The sequence below is a fragment of the Streptomyces sp. NPDC052016 genome, from assembly GCF_044548445.1.
In the GTDB taxonomy this organism is placed as follows: domain Bacteria; phylum Actinomycetota; class Actinomycetes; order Streptomycetales; family Streptomycetaceae; genus Streptomyces.
In genome coordinates this window covers 1-14,993 of record NZ_JBIUBX010000006.1, presented here as the reverse complement: position 1 = coordinate 14,993, position 14,993 = coordinate 1, and the positions used below count along the sequence as shown (strand labels likewise).

The following is a 14,993-nucleotide window of genomic DNA, read 5'->3' as shown; positions in this document are numbered from 1 at the left end:
GCTCGGCTGTCTCGCCAGGTTTGCATGTCCATCACTCGGCCCCGTGCTCTTCCCGTAGATGCCTACGGAGTACGACGTTCGCGTCGGACACCTTCGAGTAGTCGCCGACCGATCGGGCGTTGGTCCGGGTCACGGCGAAGCCGAGGCATCCCCGGCAGCCTGGCACGGGTACCGGCTCTTGCTCCGGGGCCGTCAGGTGCACCGGCCCCGTGATCGTCGTCTTCGGTGTAGTCATTCCGTACGGCCTCCCGGACTTCGACTCTGCCGAAGCATGATCCCGTGGAATGTGCACCGATTCCCAGTTCATGCGCGTTGTCGACTGAAGTCATGCACGACAGGCGGCCGACCACTCGGCGAGCCTCACTCGAAGTTCTTCCCCAAACAATGCACACTCCTCGTACCCCGTGAATTCCTTCAAGTAAGCCTGCACGTCTCGGCCGTCACGCAGTACGAGACTGCCCGCCGACGTTTCGATGGTGACCAACGATGCGTCGTAGATGGTGAAGGTATTCAGCGGCGCCCGAGGAGTTACCGTCCCCACGGGAATCACACCGATGCGTACGTTGGGAAGGTAGGACAGTGAAGACAGACGGTCCATCTGTTCGGCCAGAGCCAACGGCGTCACGACAGGCCACCGAATGGCCTGCTCGGTCAACAGGAATGTGAACTGTTTCGACACGTCGTAGAGAATGGCTTGCCGTTCCAGCTTTCCCGCAACCGCCTTACTCGTATCTGCCGGGGAGTGAGCGAGGCTCGCCCGTACGTATTCCGGCGTGGCGAGTAGGCCGGTAACCATCGAGAGCAGGAAGTAGCGCATGTGCGTCGAGGACGCTTCAAGCCCTATTAGCTCCGCTTGTCGGGTTCCGAGCCCCTTACGGCGAAGCTCTCGCAGATTCCGCCATTCGGTGTTGGCCATCCTGGCGAGCGCGGACGCCTTGGCGACGAGCTCGGGCGGAGCGTCCAGGGCTCGGAGGATCGCCTCTACGTCGACCAGGGACGGCCGTGTCCGGCCGTTCTCGATACGGCTCACCTTGGACTGAGACATGTTGCAGCGCGCGGCGAGCCGATCCCCGGAGAGACCGGCTCGCTTACGCAGTTCTCGAAGCAGTGAGGCAAGTTCCGGGCCGGACTCGCCGAGCTGTTCGGCTTCGAACGTCACTCCTTCACGTACTCCAGGAACGGGACCGACTCGGCGACGGCGATGCGCTGGTACTCGATGAAGTCGGCCGGCTCGCCCTCGTAGAGCTCTCGACTCACCTGCGTGCCGTCGTCCTCGTAATGCATGAGAACGACCGTGGAGCGGTCGAACATCCAGAAGTCTTGGACTCCCGGCAAGGCATTCTCTCGCTCGGTCACGTCGAGAATTCGGATGTCTTCCCCGGCAAGTACGTGGGGCGCGTAGTACCGAGAGAACTCGAATTGCAGATACTCGGAGAGAGGCCGAGTCACGATGTGCACTCGACCCTTCCGCTTCCCCTCGCCGCGAAGCCTTTTCAGGTCTTCCGTGTACGGCGACGAGTAGGTATCCGGGTCGATTCGCTTACCCGCCCGGAAGTCTTCGAGTTCCCCGGATTCCTGCGGTACGCGGTACTGCTGCAAGGTTTCCAGTCGCCACGCCTCGGACTGGAATCCTCGAAGGGTCGCCTTCCAGTCGTCACCATCCAAGAGCACGAACGGCCTCCCGAAGAACGCTCTCGGGAATCTCGACAAGCCCTTCCCCCTGCGGCGGAGCGAATGCGTCGGATACGTCGCCCTGCACGATGAACGTCCCCCGCTCGGTCCGGTAGACGTTGGGGCAGTCGTCTTCGCCGCACTCGCCGTTTCCGTTGTCGGTAAGCCGAGTCAGTTCTTCGCGTGCCATGTGAAACCCCCTCGCCTGGCGGCTCGGTTGAGCCGTTGGACACGACCGTACGAGCGTCACGCCTGGCCGTCCATGCACGTTCGTGGGTATGCACGTTGTTGCATGAAGTGCCCGGCGTGGCGCCGTCAGGGGAGCAGGGGGCGCCCCTCCTGTGCGGCCCTGATGTGCTCGGGCTTCAGCGCCTCCTCGCCATACCGGGCGGCGAACGCACGCACTCGGCCGAGGGGAGAGTCTGGCGGGGGCGGCTCCTCGCTCACCGTGCCGCCGAGGATCATCGCGCCGAAGGCGGCGCCTACGTCTTGCGGGTCGTCCATGTTCATGCGGAGACGGTAGGCCGAGGGTCTGACAATCGGGTGACCGGCGTCACCCCGTGGCGACCCGGACAAACGGCCCCCTCGTCCGATCCTTGTAGGTGAGGGGCCTCGCTCTCGACGCTCGTCGAGTGGTCAACGCCACAGCCACCATCCGAACTGACGGCCCGCTCGCTCCGTATCAGTAGGTGGGGGCGTTCGCCCGGAAGGTGACCGGCGTCACGTGTGAGGGACGGGCACTTCCCCCCTGCTCCCTCCGTATCAGTAAGTAGGGAGCGTTCGCTCCTCGCCCGCCTGGCCTACGGGTCGGGCGTTGTTCTTTTGCGTCACCGCCCAACGGCGGCGCAGTCACCAGACCTCACGGGCACACCCTCCTCCTCTGCGTCCCTCCTCGGGTTGGGCCTCGGTTGCTCCTGGGCTGAGAGCTCCCCGCACATCACCTTCGCCTCGCCGGTCTCGGTCACTGGCCGGTGAGGCGAAGGTGACGCACCCAGACTTCCGCTCCTCGCGCGTGGGGGCGGACCGGCCCTGAGCTACCTACTCCTGTAGGCGGGTTGGGGCCTCTCTCATTTCGACACTCACTCACAACACCGCAGCAAGGAAGGAGGTCCGCGAGTGGACCTTGAAGCAGGGACGTACATCGGCACACGGGAGGCCGCAGCCATCATCGGTGTGTCTTCCGCGCTCCTCCGCCTCTGGCGCTCGGAGGGGCGCGGCCCCGACTACGTGAAGCTCGGCGCGAACGTCGTCTACCGACAGGAAGTCGTCGAGGACTTCGCCCGAAAGCGGGCCACCCGGTGACCGACGAGCACGACTACTGGACGGTCAAGGACACCGCCCACTACCTCATCGGATGCCATCAGAGCTGGATTCGTGCGGACTTCGGAGCCAAACCGGGAGTTCTGGAAGCCTCTGTTCGCGACCGGCCCGGACGGCGGCTGTCTGATCGACGTCACGGCGCTGGCGGACATCATGGCTGGCGCCCCTGAGCGGATGTCCTGGCCGAAGACTCGGGCGCCGTGGTCCACGCGCTCAGCCAAGAGGCGCCGCAAACGTGAGCGGGAGCCCACCACTTACGCCGACGTGATCGCTCAGGCCGACGCCGTCGCCGCTGAGAAGGCGGACCGCGCACGCGAGGAGTTCAAGGAGAAGTCCGAACGTCTCGCCGACGAAGCCCACGAAGCGCAGGCGAAGCTGAAGTGGATGGAGGGACGCTTCAAGGCGGGAGACGACATGCACTCGTTCTGCGGGTGGATGCGGTCGGGGTTCAGACGGCCGTCGACCGAGCATGACCGAACCCACCACCGGTGATCACAAGACGACGTGATCCCACCTCACCTTGTAGGCGCCCGCATGCCCGCTGCATCATCTGGTAGTAGTCGTAACCCTGGTCGATGTCGCGGAAGTCCCTGACGTGGTCCACGTCGGGACCGGTGTCGACGTCCTTCCACGTCACCCGGTAGATCGTCTCGGCCACGGTTCCTCCTCGGCTGGTCAACGGGTCGAACCTGAGAACGCCGCCGAGAGGCGCACGGTTCCGGACACCGAACAGCACGATGCGCGAAGTTGACGACAAGCCACTCGATCACCTAGAAAATCCCTTCTGCCCACCGAGGGCGGACACCGTGACTCCCACCCTCTGAGGTGGTCGAGTCGGCTCCTCCGAGAGAAGCCAAGGGACGCCGAGGGCATCCCACCCGGACGGTCAGTGTCCGGCAGTGCGTAGCGGTACGCGCGATCTCCCATCACACGAAGGAGGTCGCACACCCATGCCTAAGACCAACAATCCCGCCGCCCCTGCCTGGGTCGGCTACGCGTCCCGTCACCTCACGATCCCTGCAAGCGAGCCGTTCCGCCTGCCTCCGCGGAAGCTGGCCCGGAAGTGCTCCATCCCCGCAGCCGAGTTCGAGTCTGGCCTTCGCTCCCTGCAAGAGGAGGGCTGGCTCCGGCGACTCGGTTACGACACCTGGCAGCTCTCCCGGCCGGTGGGGTGACCGGTGCTCGAAGACCTGTTCCCCAAGATCGAGGAGAGCCGAGCCAAGCTGCGGAAGCGCGGATACGCCCTGGCGGCCGAGCACTACCCGCCGACCGGACAGACGGCGCAGTGGTACGCCGACGTGATCCAGTGCGTACCTCGCAGCGGCCAACGGGTAGCGAAGCAACTTGCCCGGCTCTGCGGCGACGACTCCCGCGTGACGGTGCCGTGGCGCTCACTGGCCGATGCCGTGGGCGTCCGGGACAGTGCCAGCAGAGAGCGCGCGTACACCGAGCGAGGCGTACAGGTGCTCGTCGAGGCCGGGTGGCTGACGGTCGAGACGATCGGCGCCAAGCGCGGAGCGAAGACGACGTTCAGTCTGGAGCCCGGAGACCGGGCCACGGAGTGGCTGGGCTGGGTCGACGCTGACGACTGGCTCGACGATGCCGCCTGAGAAGTTTTGGCCAGAGTAAGGAAGCCCGGCGCATCGCCGATCCATCACGAAGTTTTGGCCAGAGTAAGCGCCCCCGCCTGCTGAGAACTTTGGCCAGAGTAAGAGCACTGTCGTGCTCGACTCCTGGCGGAGTCTCCGCGCGGACAGACACAGTCCGTTGCGGGCAACGGCGAGGGCAAGCAGTAAGTAGCTCTGCGCTGCGCCGGGCTCCCGCCCGGCCCCTTCCGAAGACGTCTTACAGATCTGCTCTGTGGCGCCCTACCGGGCGCCCTTGGCGCAAGGCCGCTTGCTCACTGGTGGCGCGGTAGCGCCCCACTTCCCGAAGACCCTCACGGCAAGCGACTTCACCTTGCCGTTGCAGCTCTGCTCAAGCGGCGCCCGACAGGGCGCCCCATCACAAGGAGGACTTACACAGTGACTACCTACTCCCCGATCATCGCCGCCGATGGACGCAAGCTCTGCGGCATCGAGACATGCGGCCGTCCGCACCGCACGCGCGGCCTCTGCCTGGCGCACGCTCAGCGCGTCCGCGTGCACGGCGACCCGCAGGCTGACAAGCCGCTGCGCTCCCACGCCTCGCGCAACTGGAAGGGCGAGGACGTCTCGTACATCGGCGCGCACAACCGTGTGACCCGAGAGCACGGCAAGGCCGCCGAGTGGAAGTGCGCTTGCGGCTGCGGCAGACAGGCCACCGACTGGGCGTATCTCGGGACTGACCCGGCAGTGAAGGTCGACGAGTCCGGCCGCCTGTACTCCCCCGACCCCGACCACTACGCCCCGCTCGCCAAGCCCTGTCACCGCAGCTTCGACACCTGGCAGGCGCAGCGCCGTACTGGCATCTCCATCGCCCTCGTCATCGCCGAGGCCCTGGCCGCATGACCACCCCCTACTGGAAGGAAGTGACGCCCCTGTTCACCGTCTCCCACGTGCACCACGCCGCCCGCCGTACTGGCGAGCACCTGGCGGCCCTGCTCGACTCCGCCACGCCCCCTGGCGTGGACGTCCGACTCATCTCCGCCGACGCATACCAGGGCCGAGGCTCCGCCCGTTGGCTCGACGTCGAGCTGCACGCCACGAAGGGGCACGTCCACCCGCACGCCGACACGATGGAAGCTCTCGACGCCGTGGCGCCCGTCCTGGACGCCGTCACTGACCACGAAGTGAAGGGCTTCGGTTGGGTCACTGGCAGCGCCCTCACTGGCTCTCACGCCATCCGTGAGGGTCTGGCACTCTCTCTTCGGCTGAGCGTCGAGACGGACACGCAGAGCCTCCCTGACTCAGGTTTCGCTCTCGACAACCGAGGCCGTGCGGCGTAGGGACTCAGCCCGAAGCCTCAGACGCACTGGCACGGGGCGTGTCCTGCGTAGTGCTCAGGACACGCCCACCGCAGGTCGGCCGGCTCAGGAGGGCTTGAGGCCAAGTCGTAGAGGCCCAGTACGAGTTGGGCGACCTCTGGCGTCACACTTGAGGCATGGACGGACTGTATGTGGTCAGGCATGAGCCGACCTGGCGCGAGGAGCCGGAGCCTGACGACGAGTACGACAGCGACACAGACCACAAGACTGTGTACGCCCTCTTTGGGTTGGCCATCTTCAAGGCCAACGTCCTCGAACACACCCTCGTCAACACCCTCGCCATGGCCAGGATCATCACGGCGGAGGAGCAGGGGGAACGGCTCATCCGCGACCCGTGGGCCCAGGGGTTCAAGGACATGATGGGCAAGCTCATCAAGCGTGCCGAGCCGTACGTGAGCGCCTACCCGGAAGTAGTGGACGACCTGACCAGCAGCCTGAAGCGGCGCAACTTCCTGGTTCACCACTTCTGGCGCGAGCGCATCCAAGAGATGGTCGACGAATCGAGTAGGGCCAAGTTGTGCGCGGACCTCAAGGCGGACTGCCGACTGTTCACCCAGACGGACGAGCGGCTGACCGAGAGGGTGTTTGACCCTCTCGCGAGGCAGCGGGGGATCACTCCTGAGATGATCCAAGCTCAGTTCGAGAAAGAGCGCCGCGAAGCGATGAAGCGCTACGAGCCCGACCTCCTCCCGACCGAAGACGACTCGGTCTGACCTGCTCGTTCACACCCCCAGCCAGGCTGAGATCGACCTGAAGTGACTGGGAGGCAACGGCGATGATGTAGCTTCCGGCCATGAACACTCTGGCGGGGGATTGGTGGGAATCCGGCTCGTGGTGGCAGTTCGTCATCACGATCGCTGTCGGCATCGCGGTGGGCGTTCTCGCGGCATGGGCAACACTCAGGGCCAGCAACCCGAAGCGGCAACTTACCTGGTGGGTGCGGTCCAATACCCCACTCATGAACATGCCAGGTACCTCTGAGGGGTCAGAGCTCGCGGTCACCTTCTTCGGCGCACCGCTGGCATCTCCGCGCATCGTCGAACTCGTCATTGCCAACTCAGGTCGGCGTGACATCACCGCCGCCATGTTCCATGACGCTCAACCACTCCGGTTCGATTTTGGAGCTCCCGTCTGCACCATCCTGGATGTGACGACATCCCCCGCCGGAAGCATTCGCCCCACATTCGACACCGCCGGCTGGCGCATCGTGGGCAATGACACATCGGGAGAATGTTGGGTTGACGTCCTCCCCTCGCTGCTGAGCAAGGGGCAGGAAGTCGTACTGTCTGTACTCGTCGACGGCGATGAAAAGCCAGTGGACTTGGTCAGGTTTCCGCTGGTCGATGTCACTCCAGTCTCCGAGGCGCCAGGGGAACGGTCGCGAGCGCTCGCCGAGGCACTCAGCCGAACGTCGATCTACCTCGGGCCAATCCGCATCAGGGTGCGCTCAGATCGACCCTGAAACCGTGGCGCGATCGTGGCCGGTAAGACGTAGCGGTCCGGAAACCACGGCTCAGGGGGTCATACCCCCGCCCCGAGCGGGCAGTCAGGCACCAAGGCGGCCCAGGGCAGCACGCGCCACTCACGCAACAGCCGGCAAAGCGGCTCCCGGCAGCTCAGCAACACGGCAACGACCGACACCCAGCCACGGCTCGGGCCGGCATCCACCGTCAGCGGCAAGCGACCAGGACGCTCAACCTGTTGTCAGCTCGACCAACATTCCCAAGGGGGAAGGTGAGGGCACAAGCTGAGCCAGCCGCACCGGGCACTCTTGGCCACGGCGGTGATCGAACTCACTGACGTCTGTCACCCGCATCTAATCCAGACGGGCATCGCTTCTTCGACCCCGTCGATGTCCGCGAGTGGTGGAAGGGTCGCTCCCTTGGGGAAGCCCGTCGTGCCCGACGTGTACTGGATGTTGATGGGGTCGTCGCAGGACAACTCGCTCGCCCGGGCCCGCAGTTCCTCCCGCAGCTCGGGTGTGCCGCGGCCGGCCAGCGTCTCCCAGCTCGGATCCCCGATGTAGACGGTCTCCCGCAACTGCGGACACCTGCCCCGCACCTGTTCCACCATCGCCCGGTAGTCGCTCGTCTTGTGGCCGAGGGAGGCGAACAGCAGCGACACCCCGGCCTGGTTCAGGACGTACTCCACCTCGTGCGTGCGGTACGCCGGGTTGATGTTCACCATGATCGCGCCGATGCGGGCGGTGGCGTACTGGACCAGCACCCACTCGGGACAGTTGACCGCCCAGACGCCCACCCGGTCGCCCTTGGCGACCCCGCTGGCGAGCAGCGCGCAGGCCAGCCGGTCCACGTCCGCGACGAACCGGGCGTAGGTCCAGCGCCGCCCGGAGGGCACGTCGACGAGCGCCTCGCGGTCCGGCCACCGCGCCGCCGTGCGGTCCAGGTCGGTGCCGATGGTGTCGCCGAGCAGCGGGGTGGTACCGGTGCCGTGCGTGTAGGAGCTCACCGGAAGTCCTCCTCGCGGTACTCGTCGACGGAGCCCGCGGCCGTGGCCTCGCGCAGCTCGATGCGGCGGATCTTGCCGGAGACGGTCTTGGGCAGCGGCGCGAACTCCAGGCGGCGGACGCGCTTGTAGGGAGCGAGGACCTCACGGGAGTGCTCGAACAGCACCTTCGCGGTGTCGGGACCGGGCTCCCAGCCCTCGGCGAGGACGACGTACGCCTTGGGCACGGCCAGCCGCAGCTCGTCCGGGGCGGGGACGACGGCCGCCTCGGCGACCGCCTCGTGCTCCAGCAGCGCGCTCTCCAGCTCGAACGGGCTGATCTTGTAGTCGGAGGCCTTGAAGACGTCGTCGCTGCGGCCGACGTAGGTGATGTAGCCGTCGTCGTCGCGTTCGCCGATGTCACCCGTGCGGTAGTACCCGCCCGCCATCGCCTCCGCCGTACGGTCGGCGTCGCCGTGATAGCCGGTCATCAGGCCGACCGGCCGCGGCGACAGGTCCAGCGCGATCTCGCCCTCCCGCGCGCCGGGGGCGCCGGTCACCGGGTCCAGCAGTTCCACGCGGTAGCCGGGGCTGGGGCGGCCCATGGAGCCGGTCTTCAGGGGCTGTCCGGGGCTGTTGGCGATCTGGACGGCCGTCTCCGTCTGGCCGAAGCCGTCCCGGATGGTCACGCCCCAGGCCCGCCGCACGCGTTCGATCACCTCGGGGTTCAGGGGCTCCCCGGCGGCCACGGCCTCGCGCGGCGGGGTGCGCAGCTGGGTGAGGTCGGCCTGGATGAGCATGCGCCAGACCGTGGGCGGCGCGCAGAAGGTCGTCACGCCCGCCCGGTCCATCTCCGCCATCAGGCGGGCGGGGTCGAAGCGCGTGTAGTTGTGCAGGAAGACGGTCGCCTCCGCGTTCCAGGGGGCGAAGAGGTTGGACCAGGCGTGCTTGGCCCAGCCGGGCGAGGAGATGTTGAGGTGCACGTCACCGGGCTTGAGACCGACCCAGTACATGGTGGCCAGGTGCCCGATCGGGTACGACACGTGCGTGTGTTCGACGAGTTTGGGGCGGGCCGTCGTGCCGGAGGTGAAGTACAGCATCAGCGGGTCGTCGGCGAGGGTCGGGCCGTCGGGCAGGAACTCCGCGGAGGCGGCGTACGCGTCCTCGTACGGCTGCCAGCCCTCCGGTACGCCGCCGACGGCGGTGCGCGTGTAGTCGCCGGGCACCTCGTCGAACTTGCCGGCGTCCTCGGCGCGGACGACGACGTGCCGCACGCGGCCGCGCTCGACGCGGTCGCGCAGGTCGGCGGCGCCGAGCAGCGGGGTGGCGGGGATGACGACGGCGCGCAGCTTCATCGCGGCGAGCGCGGTCTCCCACAGTTCGGCCTGGTTGCCGAGCATGACGAGGATGCGGTCCTCGGCCTCGACGCCGCGTTCGCGCAGCAGGTTGGCGACCCGGTCGGAGCGCTCGGACAGTTCGGCGAAGGAGAGCCGGACCTCGGAGCCGTCCTCCTCGACGATGTGCAGGGCGATGCGGTCGTTGCCGTCCGCGATGACGTCGAACCAGTCGAGGGCCCAGTTGAAGTGCTCGGGCCGGGGCCAGTCGAAGCCCTCGTAGGCCGTGGCGTAGTCCTCGCGGTGTTCCAGCAGGAAGTCCCGTGCCCTGCGGAACTGCTCCGTCGCCGTGCTCATGTCTCCACCTCTTCCACCTGGTCGTTCACCTCCGGGCGTGCCGGAGGCGGGAGTGCGACCGTGCTCGGCCCTCCGGGCCTCCGTGCGCTCGCGCCCTCGCCTGCGGCGCGCCCCTCCGGCTCGCTCCCGTTCGGTCCCGGGCCATTGCCGGGCGGCTCTCTGCCATCGTGTAATCCGTGATGCGGGTCTCACTACCCCCGAACGGGGGGCACCGCGGCGGACGGGCCGCGGGGAAGGGCGGGCAGGTGACAGCAGCGGACGCGGCCGGGGCGGTGGAGATCCGTGGCGCGCTGGCACGGCTGCGTCGGGTGACCGGGCTGCCGGTCGCCTTCGGCGGGCTGGTGGAGCCGGGGCGGCGGCGGATGCGCATCAGCGAGCTGAGCGGTGCGGCCACCCCGGCGCTGCGCGGCCTCGCCGTGACGTCGGGCAACGGTCTCGGCGGCAAGGCGGTCGCCCTGGCCCGTCCCTGCGCGGTCACCGACTACTCGCTCTCCCGGCAGATCAGCCACGAGTACGACGCGGCGGTGGCCGAGGAGGGTCTGCGCTCGGTCCTCGCGATCCCGGTCGTCGTACGCCGCCGGGTGCGCGGGGTGCTGTACGGCGCCCTGCGCACGGCCCAGCCGCTCGGCGACCGCACGCTGACCGCGGCCGTCGACGTGGCGCGGGACGTGGAGCAGTCGCTGGTGGTCGGGGACGAGGCGCGGGACCTGCTGTCGGCGGCGCGCCCGGAGGGCTCGACCGGTCCCGCGGTCGGCCGGGAGCAGGTCCGGGAGGCCCACGCGGCCCTGCGCGCGCTGGCTCCGCGCATCAGCGACCCGGACCTGCGCGCCGAGCTCCTCGCCGCGTGCGGGCTGTTGACGGCGCGTCCGGCGACCGCGGAGGTCACGCTGGCGCCGCGCGAGCTGGACGTCCTGGCCTGCGTGGCGGCGGGGGCGACCAACGCGGCGGCCGCGGGGCGGCTGGGGCTGCGCCCGGAGACGGTCAAGGGCTACCTCCGCTCGGCGATGCGGAAGCTGGGGGCCCACACGCGGGGGGAGGCGGTGGTGGCGGCTCGGAGGGCTGGGTTGCTGCCGTAGGGACGGACCGCGGGAGCGGCCGTGGGCGCGAGGCCGGGGAGGAGTGACCGTCGTGGCGGACGTCGACCGCCCATTCACCGGGCACCCTGATGAATTTCTCCATGCCCAAGCTGTTATCTCCCTCACCACGCCGTCCCTCCGGATTTCAATGACACGTTGCCTAGAATTTGGCCCGGACACGACACACGGAGGGGAGCGGTGACCGTGCGACGGGACTTCAAGGAGCCTGCCAGGTGCCGCCCCGACCTGGTCATCGGCCGGGAGGAACTGTTCGCGGGCGCCCGTGACCAGCTGGCCCGCGGTGGCAGTGTGCTGCTCCACGGACCCGCCGGAATAGGAAAGTCGACCGTGCTGCGGGCATTGGCCGCGGATTACGGCGAGGCGGCCCGCACCGTGTTGCGCTGCTCGGCGACCGAGTCCGAATCCCATCTCCCCTTCCTGGCCCTCGCGGACCTCTTCGGTCTGGTCCTCGACGAGATATCGGACAAGCTGCCGTCGGCTCAGCGCACGGCCCTGGAGTCGGCGCTCACCGGACGCGGCGAATCGACTCTGCAGCGCGACGGCCTGGCGCTGCGGCTGGCCGTGCTCTCGGCGTTGCGCGCCCTCGCCGCCACGGGTCCCGTCCTGCTCGTCGCCGACGACCTCCAGTGGCTGGACTCCGCCAGCGCCGAACTCCTCGGCTTCGCCGCCCGCCGCCTGGGCGACACCCCCGTCCAACTGCTGTGCGCGGTCCGCACGGAGGGGCAGGAGTACGACCGCCATCTACGCGCGTCTCCGCCCGACACCCTCGCCGTCCGCCTCAACCCGCTCTCCCGCGCCCAGGTCTCCGCCCTGCTCGACCACCGCGGCTACACCGACCTGCCCCGCTCCACGGTCCGCGAGATCCACCGCACCAGTGGCGGCAACCCCCTGTTCGCCCTGGAACTGGGCCGTGCCCTCGGCGAGAACCCGACCCCGCCGCGTCCCGGCGAGCCCCTCCCGGTGCCGACCTCGCTGCGCGACCTCGTCCTCAGCCGCCTCGACATGCTCTCCGACGAGGCGCGCCGCACCCTCCTCGTCGTCAGCGCGGGCGCCCGCCCCACGCTGGCGCTGCTGCACGCGGCCGGCCGGGAGAACGCCGAGGCCGAGACGGCCCAGGCGGCGGCGCTCGGACTGCTGGCGACGGAGCCGGAGGGCCCGGCCGTACGGTTCGCGCATCCGCTGATCTCCGCCGCGCTGTACGCGGAGGCGCCCGCGCAGGAGCGGCGGGCCGCGCACGCCGCGCTGTCCACGGCCGCCTCCGATCCGATCGAGCGGGCCCGCCACCTGGCGCTGTCCACCACCGGGACGGACCCGGACGTGGCCGCGCGGCTCGCCGAGGCCGCCGCGCTGGCCCGCGACCGCGGGGCGCCTTCGGTGGCCGCCTCGCTCGGGCTGCTCGCGGCCCGCCACACCCCGGCGGACGACGGTCCGGGCCCGGACGAACGGCGCCTTCAGGCCGCGGAGGACGCGATCACCGCCGGCGAGGTGGACCTCGCCCGGGACATCGCCCGCGAGGTGCTGACCCGTGCCACGGCGCCCGCCGAGCGGGTGCGGGCCTGGATGGTGGTGATCGAGGCGGCCGGGCAGGCGCTGGGTGACGTCGACGCCGTCTACCCGCAGGTGCTCGCCGACGCCGGGGACGACCCCGGGCTGCTCTCCCAGGTCCACTACCAGCTGGCCTGGCGCGGCCTGGTCGTCGAGGGCGACTTCGCCGAGGCCCGTCAGCAGGCCGCGCACGCGGCGGAGCTGGCCGCGCGCGGCGAGGACCGGCGCACCGAGCTGATGGCGCTCTCCTTCCAGGCCTCGACGGAGATCCTCATGGGTCATCCGGACGCCCCCGCCACCATCAAGCGGGCGCTGAAGGAGCCTCAGGACCCGTATGTGGCCTGCCACCACAACGGCGCCGGCATGGCCCGCTTCCGCTGGCTGCTGATGAGCGACCAGTTGCCGGAGGCCCGCTCGACCATCACCGCGCTGCTGCGCGAGGTGCGCCGGCGCGGCATGGTCGAGAGCGAGGTGCACTTCCAGCGGTTCCTCGCCGACATCGAACTGCGCTCCGGGCACTGCGGACGCGCCCTCGACCTGGCCCGGGAGAGCCTGCGGCTGGCGCGTGACTCCGGCATCGGCCTGGGCGCCTCCGCCATGCTCGCCTCCCTCGCCGAGGCCTCCGGTGGTGACGTCGACCGGGCGCTGGCGCTGGCCCGGGAGGCCGTGGACCGCGCCGAGGAGGACGGCGACCAGATGTACCTCTCCCGGGCCCTGGCCGCGCTCGGCTACGCCCAGTTGGTGGCCGGGGACGCGGCGGGCGCGGTGGGATCGCTGCGCCAGGTGCGGGAACTGGAGCAGGGCCTGGGCATCACCGACCCGGCGCGCGGCCGCTGGCAGGGCGATCTCGCCGAGGCGCTGGTGCGCGTCGGGGAGCCGGGCGAGGCGCAGGACGTCATCGACGTCACCCGCGAGCACGCGCTGCGGCTCGGCCGGGAGAGCGTGCTGGCGGTGCTGGACCGGGCGGAGGCGCTGGTGCGGGCGGCGCAGGGTGACCTGGAGGGCGCGCTGGTCCGTCTGACGTCCGTTCAGGCCCGGCTGGCGAAGCTGGGGTACGGGCTGGAGGAGGCGCGGGCCGCCTTCGCGCTGGCCCGGTTGCGCACCCGGCGGCCGGGGCCGACGTCGTACGACGAGGCGGCGCGGCTGTTCCGGCGGTGCCGGGCGCTTCCGTGGCTGCGCCAGGTCGACGCGGCCGCCGCGGAGGTTCCGGCGGAGCCGTCGTCGCCGCCCGCGCCGGTGCCCGCGTCGGACGCGCTGGAGGGGCTGGCCTCGATGGAGCGACAGGTCGCCGCGCTGGTCATGGAGGGCGCGACCAACCGGGAGATCGCCGCGCGGCTGTTCATCAGCGTCAAGACGGTCGAGGCGACCCTCACCCGGGTCTACCGCAAGCTGGGGATCCGCTCCCGGGTGGACATCGTCCGCCTGGCGGCGGGGCGTCACGCGAAGTAGCGGTTCCGCGGGTCGACGCCTGACGCGGGCCCGTGGCGTACATCCACGGCCGGTCCACCGCGCGGGTGCGTGCGCGGAATGCGTGCGGAGCGCGTGCGCCGGGAGGCGACCGAGGGTTTTCCCTCACCCGACTCCCTTAGGGGGTTCCCTCATTGGGCGCCGAGGGCTCCGGCCCTAGCGTAAGGGACGTGCCGCTCGCCCGGGCACACGGGGGTCGGTCCCGCGACCCCCGTGCCCCCCACACCCGCGCGACCCCCCACCGGCAGCTCCCCCAGCAAGGAGATCCATGTTCGGGCTCGACCGTGTCAGGAAGAGAGCGGCGCTCGTCGCCGCGACCGGGCCGCCGCGTCGGCGTTGCTCAGCGCCCCCACCGCTGCCGCGGCACCCCAGCCGATCGTGTCGAACTCCAGCTGCGGCGGCTCGTACGGCTCCGACTTCGTCGCGAGCGACATGGTGTGCGCCGGATACACATCCGGCGGCGTGGACACCTGCCAGGGCGACAGCGGCGGTCCCCTGCTCATCGGGGGCGTCCTGGCAGGGATCACTTCCTGGGGCGAGGGCTGTGCGGAGGCCGGTCACCCGGGTGTGTACACCCGGCTGACCACCTTCTCCAGCGTGGTGACCGCGCGGGTCGACTCGTAGCGGAAAAGTCTCCCTGAGAACCCCTCAGGTGAAGTGCCAGGGGGCGTGGGGGGGGGCGGCGCGCGGGGCGCGCCCCCCCCCCCCCGCCGGGGGGGGGCCCCCCCCCCCCCGGGGGGGGGCGGGGGGGCTGTCGCGGGGCGGGCGCGGACCGGCGGCCCCCCCAGACAC

The 14,993-nt window shown here is 69.7% G+C and carries 16 protein-coding genes and 2 pseudogenes; 11 read left to right on the top strand and 7 right to left on the bottom strand.

Going from position 1 to position 14,993, the window contains the following annotated elements:
* Positions 1 to 325 precede the first annotated feature (325 nt).
* The 4 genes from ACIHAR_RS09510 to ACIHAR_RS09495 all read right to left on the bottom strand — a co-directional run bounded on the left by ACIHAR_RS09510 (position 326) and on the right by ACIHAR_RS09495 (position 2,181).
* Entirely contained in the window at positions 326 to 1,159 is an 834-nt protein-coding gene (locus ACIHAR_RS09510) for a helix-turn-helix domain-containing protein (protein ID WP_400018287.1), read from the bottom strand.
* On the bottom strand, positions 1,156 to 1,671 hold the full coding sequence (locus ACIHAR_RS09505; RefSeq protein ID WP_400018285.1) for a DUF6879 family protein: 516 nt from the start codon (positions 1,669 to 1,671) through the stop codon (positions 1,156 to 1,158). The genes ACIHAR_RS09510 and ACIHAR_RS09505 overlap by 4 nt, the downstream gene beginning before the upstream one ends.
* Positions 1,655 to 1,861 (bottom strand): hypothetical protein, encoded by a 207-nt coding sequence (locus ACIHAR_RS09500; RefSeq protein WP_400018283.1) that lies wholly within the window; start codon positions 1,859 to 1,861, stop codon positions 1,655 to 1,657. Before ACIHAR_RS09500 ends, ACIHAR_RS09505 begins: the two co-directional genes overlap by 17 nt.
* A gap of 125 nt (positions 1,862 to 1,986) precedes the next feature.
* Positions 1,987 to 2,181, bottom strand: a complete 195-nt coding sequence (locus tag ACIHAR_RS09495) for a hypothetical protein (RefSeq protein ID WP_400018281.1) — start codon at positions 2,179 to 2,181, stop codon at positions 1,987 to 1,989.
* 606 nt (positions 2,182 to 2,787) lie between these two features.
* Here ACIHAR_RS09495 and ACIHAR_RS09490 point away from each other — a divergent pair.
* Positions 2,788 to 2,973, top strand: coding sequence for a helix-turn-helix transcriptional regulator (locus tag ACIHAR_RS09490; protein ID WP_400018279.1), 186 nt, complete (start codon positions 2,788 to 2,790; stop codon positions 2,971 to 2,973).
* A 72-nt stretch (positions 2,974 to 3,045) separates the two neighbouring features.
* On the top strand, positions 3,046 to 3,483 hold the full coding sequence (locus ACIHAR_RS09485; RefSeq protein WP_400018277.1) for a hypothetical protein: 438 nt from the start codon (positions 3,046 to 3,048) through the stop codon (positions 3,481 to 3,483).
* Here ACIHAR_RS09485 and ACIHAR_RS09480 read toward each other — a convergent pair.
* Positions 3,440 to 3,649: a hypothetical protein gene (locus tag ACIHAR_RS09480; protein WP_400018275.1), complete on the bottom strand. Its 210-nt coding sequence runs from the start codon at positions 3,647 to 3,649 to the stop codon at positions 3,440 to 3,442. The two genes, ACIHAR_RS09485 and ACIHAR_RS09480, sit on opposite strands and share 44 nt — an antisense overlap.
* A gap of 292 nt (positions 3,650 to 3,941) precedes the next feature.
* Here ACIHAR_RS09480 and ACIHAR_RS09475 point away from each other — a divergent pair, with 292 nt between their 5' ends.
* From ACIHAR_RS09475 to ACIHAR_RS09450, 6 genes are all read left to right on the top strand, one after another.
* Positions 3,942 to 4,166, top strand: coding sequence for a hypothetical protein (locus ACIHAR_RS09475; RefSeq protein ID WP_400018273.1), 225 nt, complete (start codon positions 3,942 to 3,944; stop codon positions 4,164 to 4,166).
* A gap of 3 nt (positions 4,167 to 4,169) precedes the next feature.
* Complete coding sequence (locus ACIHAR_RS09470; protein ID WP_400018271.1) at positions 4,170 to 4,601, top strand: hypothetical protein; 432 nt, start codon at positions 4,170 to 4,172, stop codon at positions 4,599 to 4,601.
* Between the two features lie 414 nt (positions 4,602 to 5,015).
* The gene (locus tag ACIHAR_RS09465) at positions 5,016 to 5,480 is read left to right on the top strand and encodes a hypothetical protein (protein WP_400018269.1); all 465 of its coding nucleotides are present in this window, start codon (positions 5,016 to 5,018) and stop codon (positions 5,478 to 5,480) included.
* Positions 5,477 to 5,917 carry a hypothetical protein gene (locus ACIHAR_RS09460; protein WP_400018267.1) on the top strand — a complete coding sequence of 147 codons (441 nt, stop codon included), beginning with the start codon at positions 5,477 to 5,479 and terminating at the stop codon, positions 5,915 to 5,917. The genes ACIHAR_RS09465 and ACIHAR_RS09460 overlap by 4 nt, the downstream gene beginning before the upstream one ends.
* A 155-nt stretch (positions 5,918 to 6,072) precedes the next feature.
* The gene (locus ACIHAR_RS09455; protein WP_400018265.1) at positions 6,073 to 6,669 is read left to right on the top strand and encodes a hypothetical protein; all 597 of its coding nucleotides are present in this window, start codon (positions 6,073 to 6,075) and stop codon (positions 6,667 to 6,669) included.
* 80 nt (positions 6,670 to 6,749) lie between these two features.
* The gene (locus tag ACIHAR_RS09450) at positions 6,750 to 7,418 is read left to right on the top strand and encodes a hypothetical protein (RefSeq protein ID WP_400018263.1); all 669 of its coding nucleotides are present in this window, start codon (positions 6,750 to 6,752) and stop codon (positions 7,416 to 7,418) included.
* Between the two features lie 407 nt (positions 7,419 to 7,825).
* On the opposite strand, the pseudogene ACIHAR_RS09445 reads toward ACIHAR_RS09450, so the two are convergent.
* A pseudogene (locus tag ACIHAR_RS09445) lies at positions 7,826 to 8,425 on the bottom strand (AMP-binding protein); the annotation flags it as partial.
* Positions 8,422 to 10,092 carry an AMP-binding protein gene (locus ACIHAR_RS09440; RefSeq protein ID WP_400018261.1) on the bottom strand — a complete coding sequence of 557 codons (1,671 nt, stop codon included), beginning with the start codon at positions 10,090 to 10,092 and terminating at the stop codon, positions 8,422 to 8,424. The pseudogene ACIHAR_RS09445 and the gene ACIHAR_RS09440, both read right to left, overlap by 4 nt.
* 179 nt (positions 10,093 to 10,271) lie before the next feature.
* Between ACIHAR_RS09440 and ACIHAR_RS09435 the strand changes: the two genes are divergently transcribed.
* The 3 genes and pseudogenes from ACIHAR_RS09435 to ACIHAR_RS09425 form a co-directional block, all read left to right on the top strand.
* The gene (locus ACIHAR_RS09435; protein WP_365469410.1) at positions 10,272 to 11,168 is read left to right on the top strand and encodes a helix-turn-helix transcriptional regulator; all 897 of its coding nucleotides are present in this window, start codon (positions 10,272 to 10,274) and stop codon (positions 11,166 to 11,168) included.
* 198 nt (positions 11,169 to 11,366) lie between these two features.
* Positions 11,367 to 14,183: a LuxR family transcriptional regulator gene (locus tag ACIHAR_RS09430; RefSeq protein WP_365469407.1), complete on the top strand. Its 2,817-nt coding sequence runs from the start codon at positions 11,367 to 11,369 to the stop codon at positions 14,181 to 14,183.
* Positions 14,184 to 14,564: 381 nt separating this feature from the next.
* Positions 14,565 to 14,825 (top strand): annotated as a pseudogene (locus ACIHAR_RS09425) (trypsin-like serine protease); the annotation flags it as partial.
* Positions 14,826 to 14,993 lie beyond the last annotated feature (168 nt).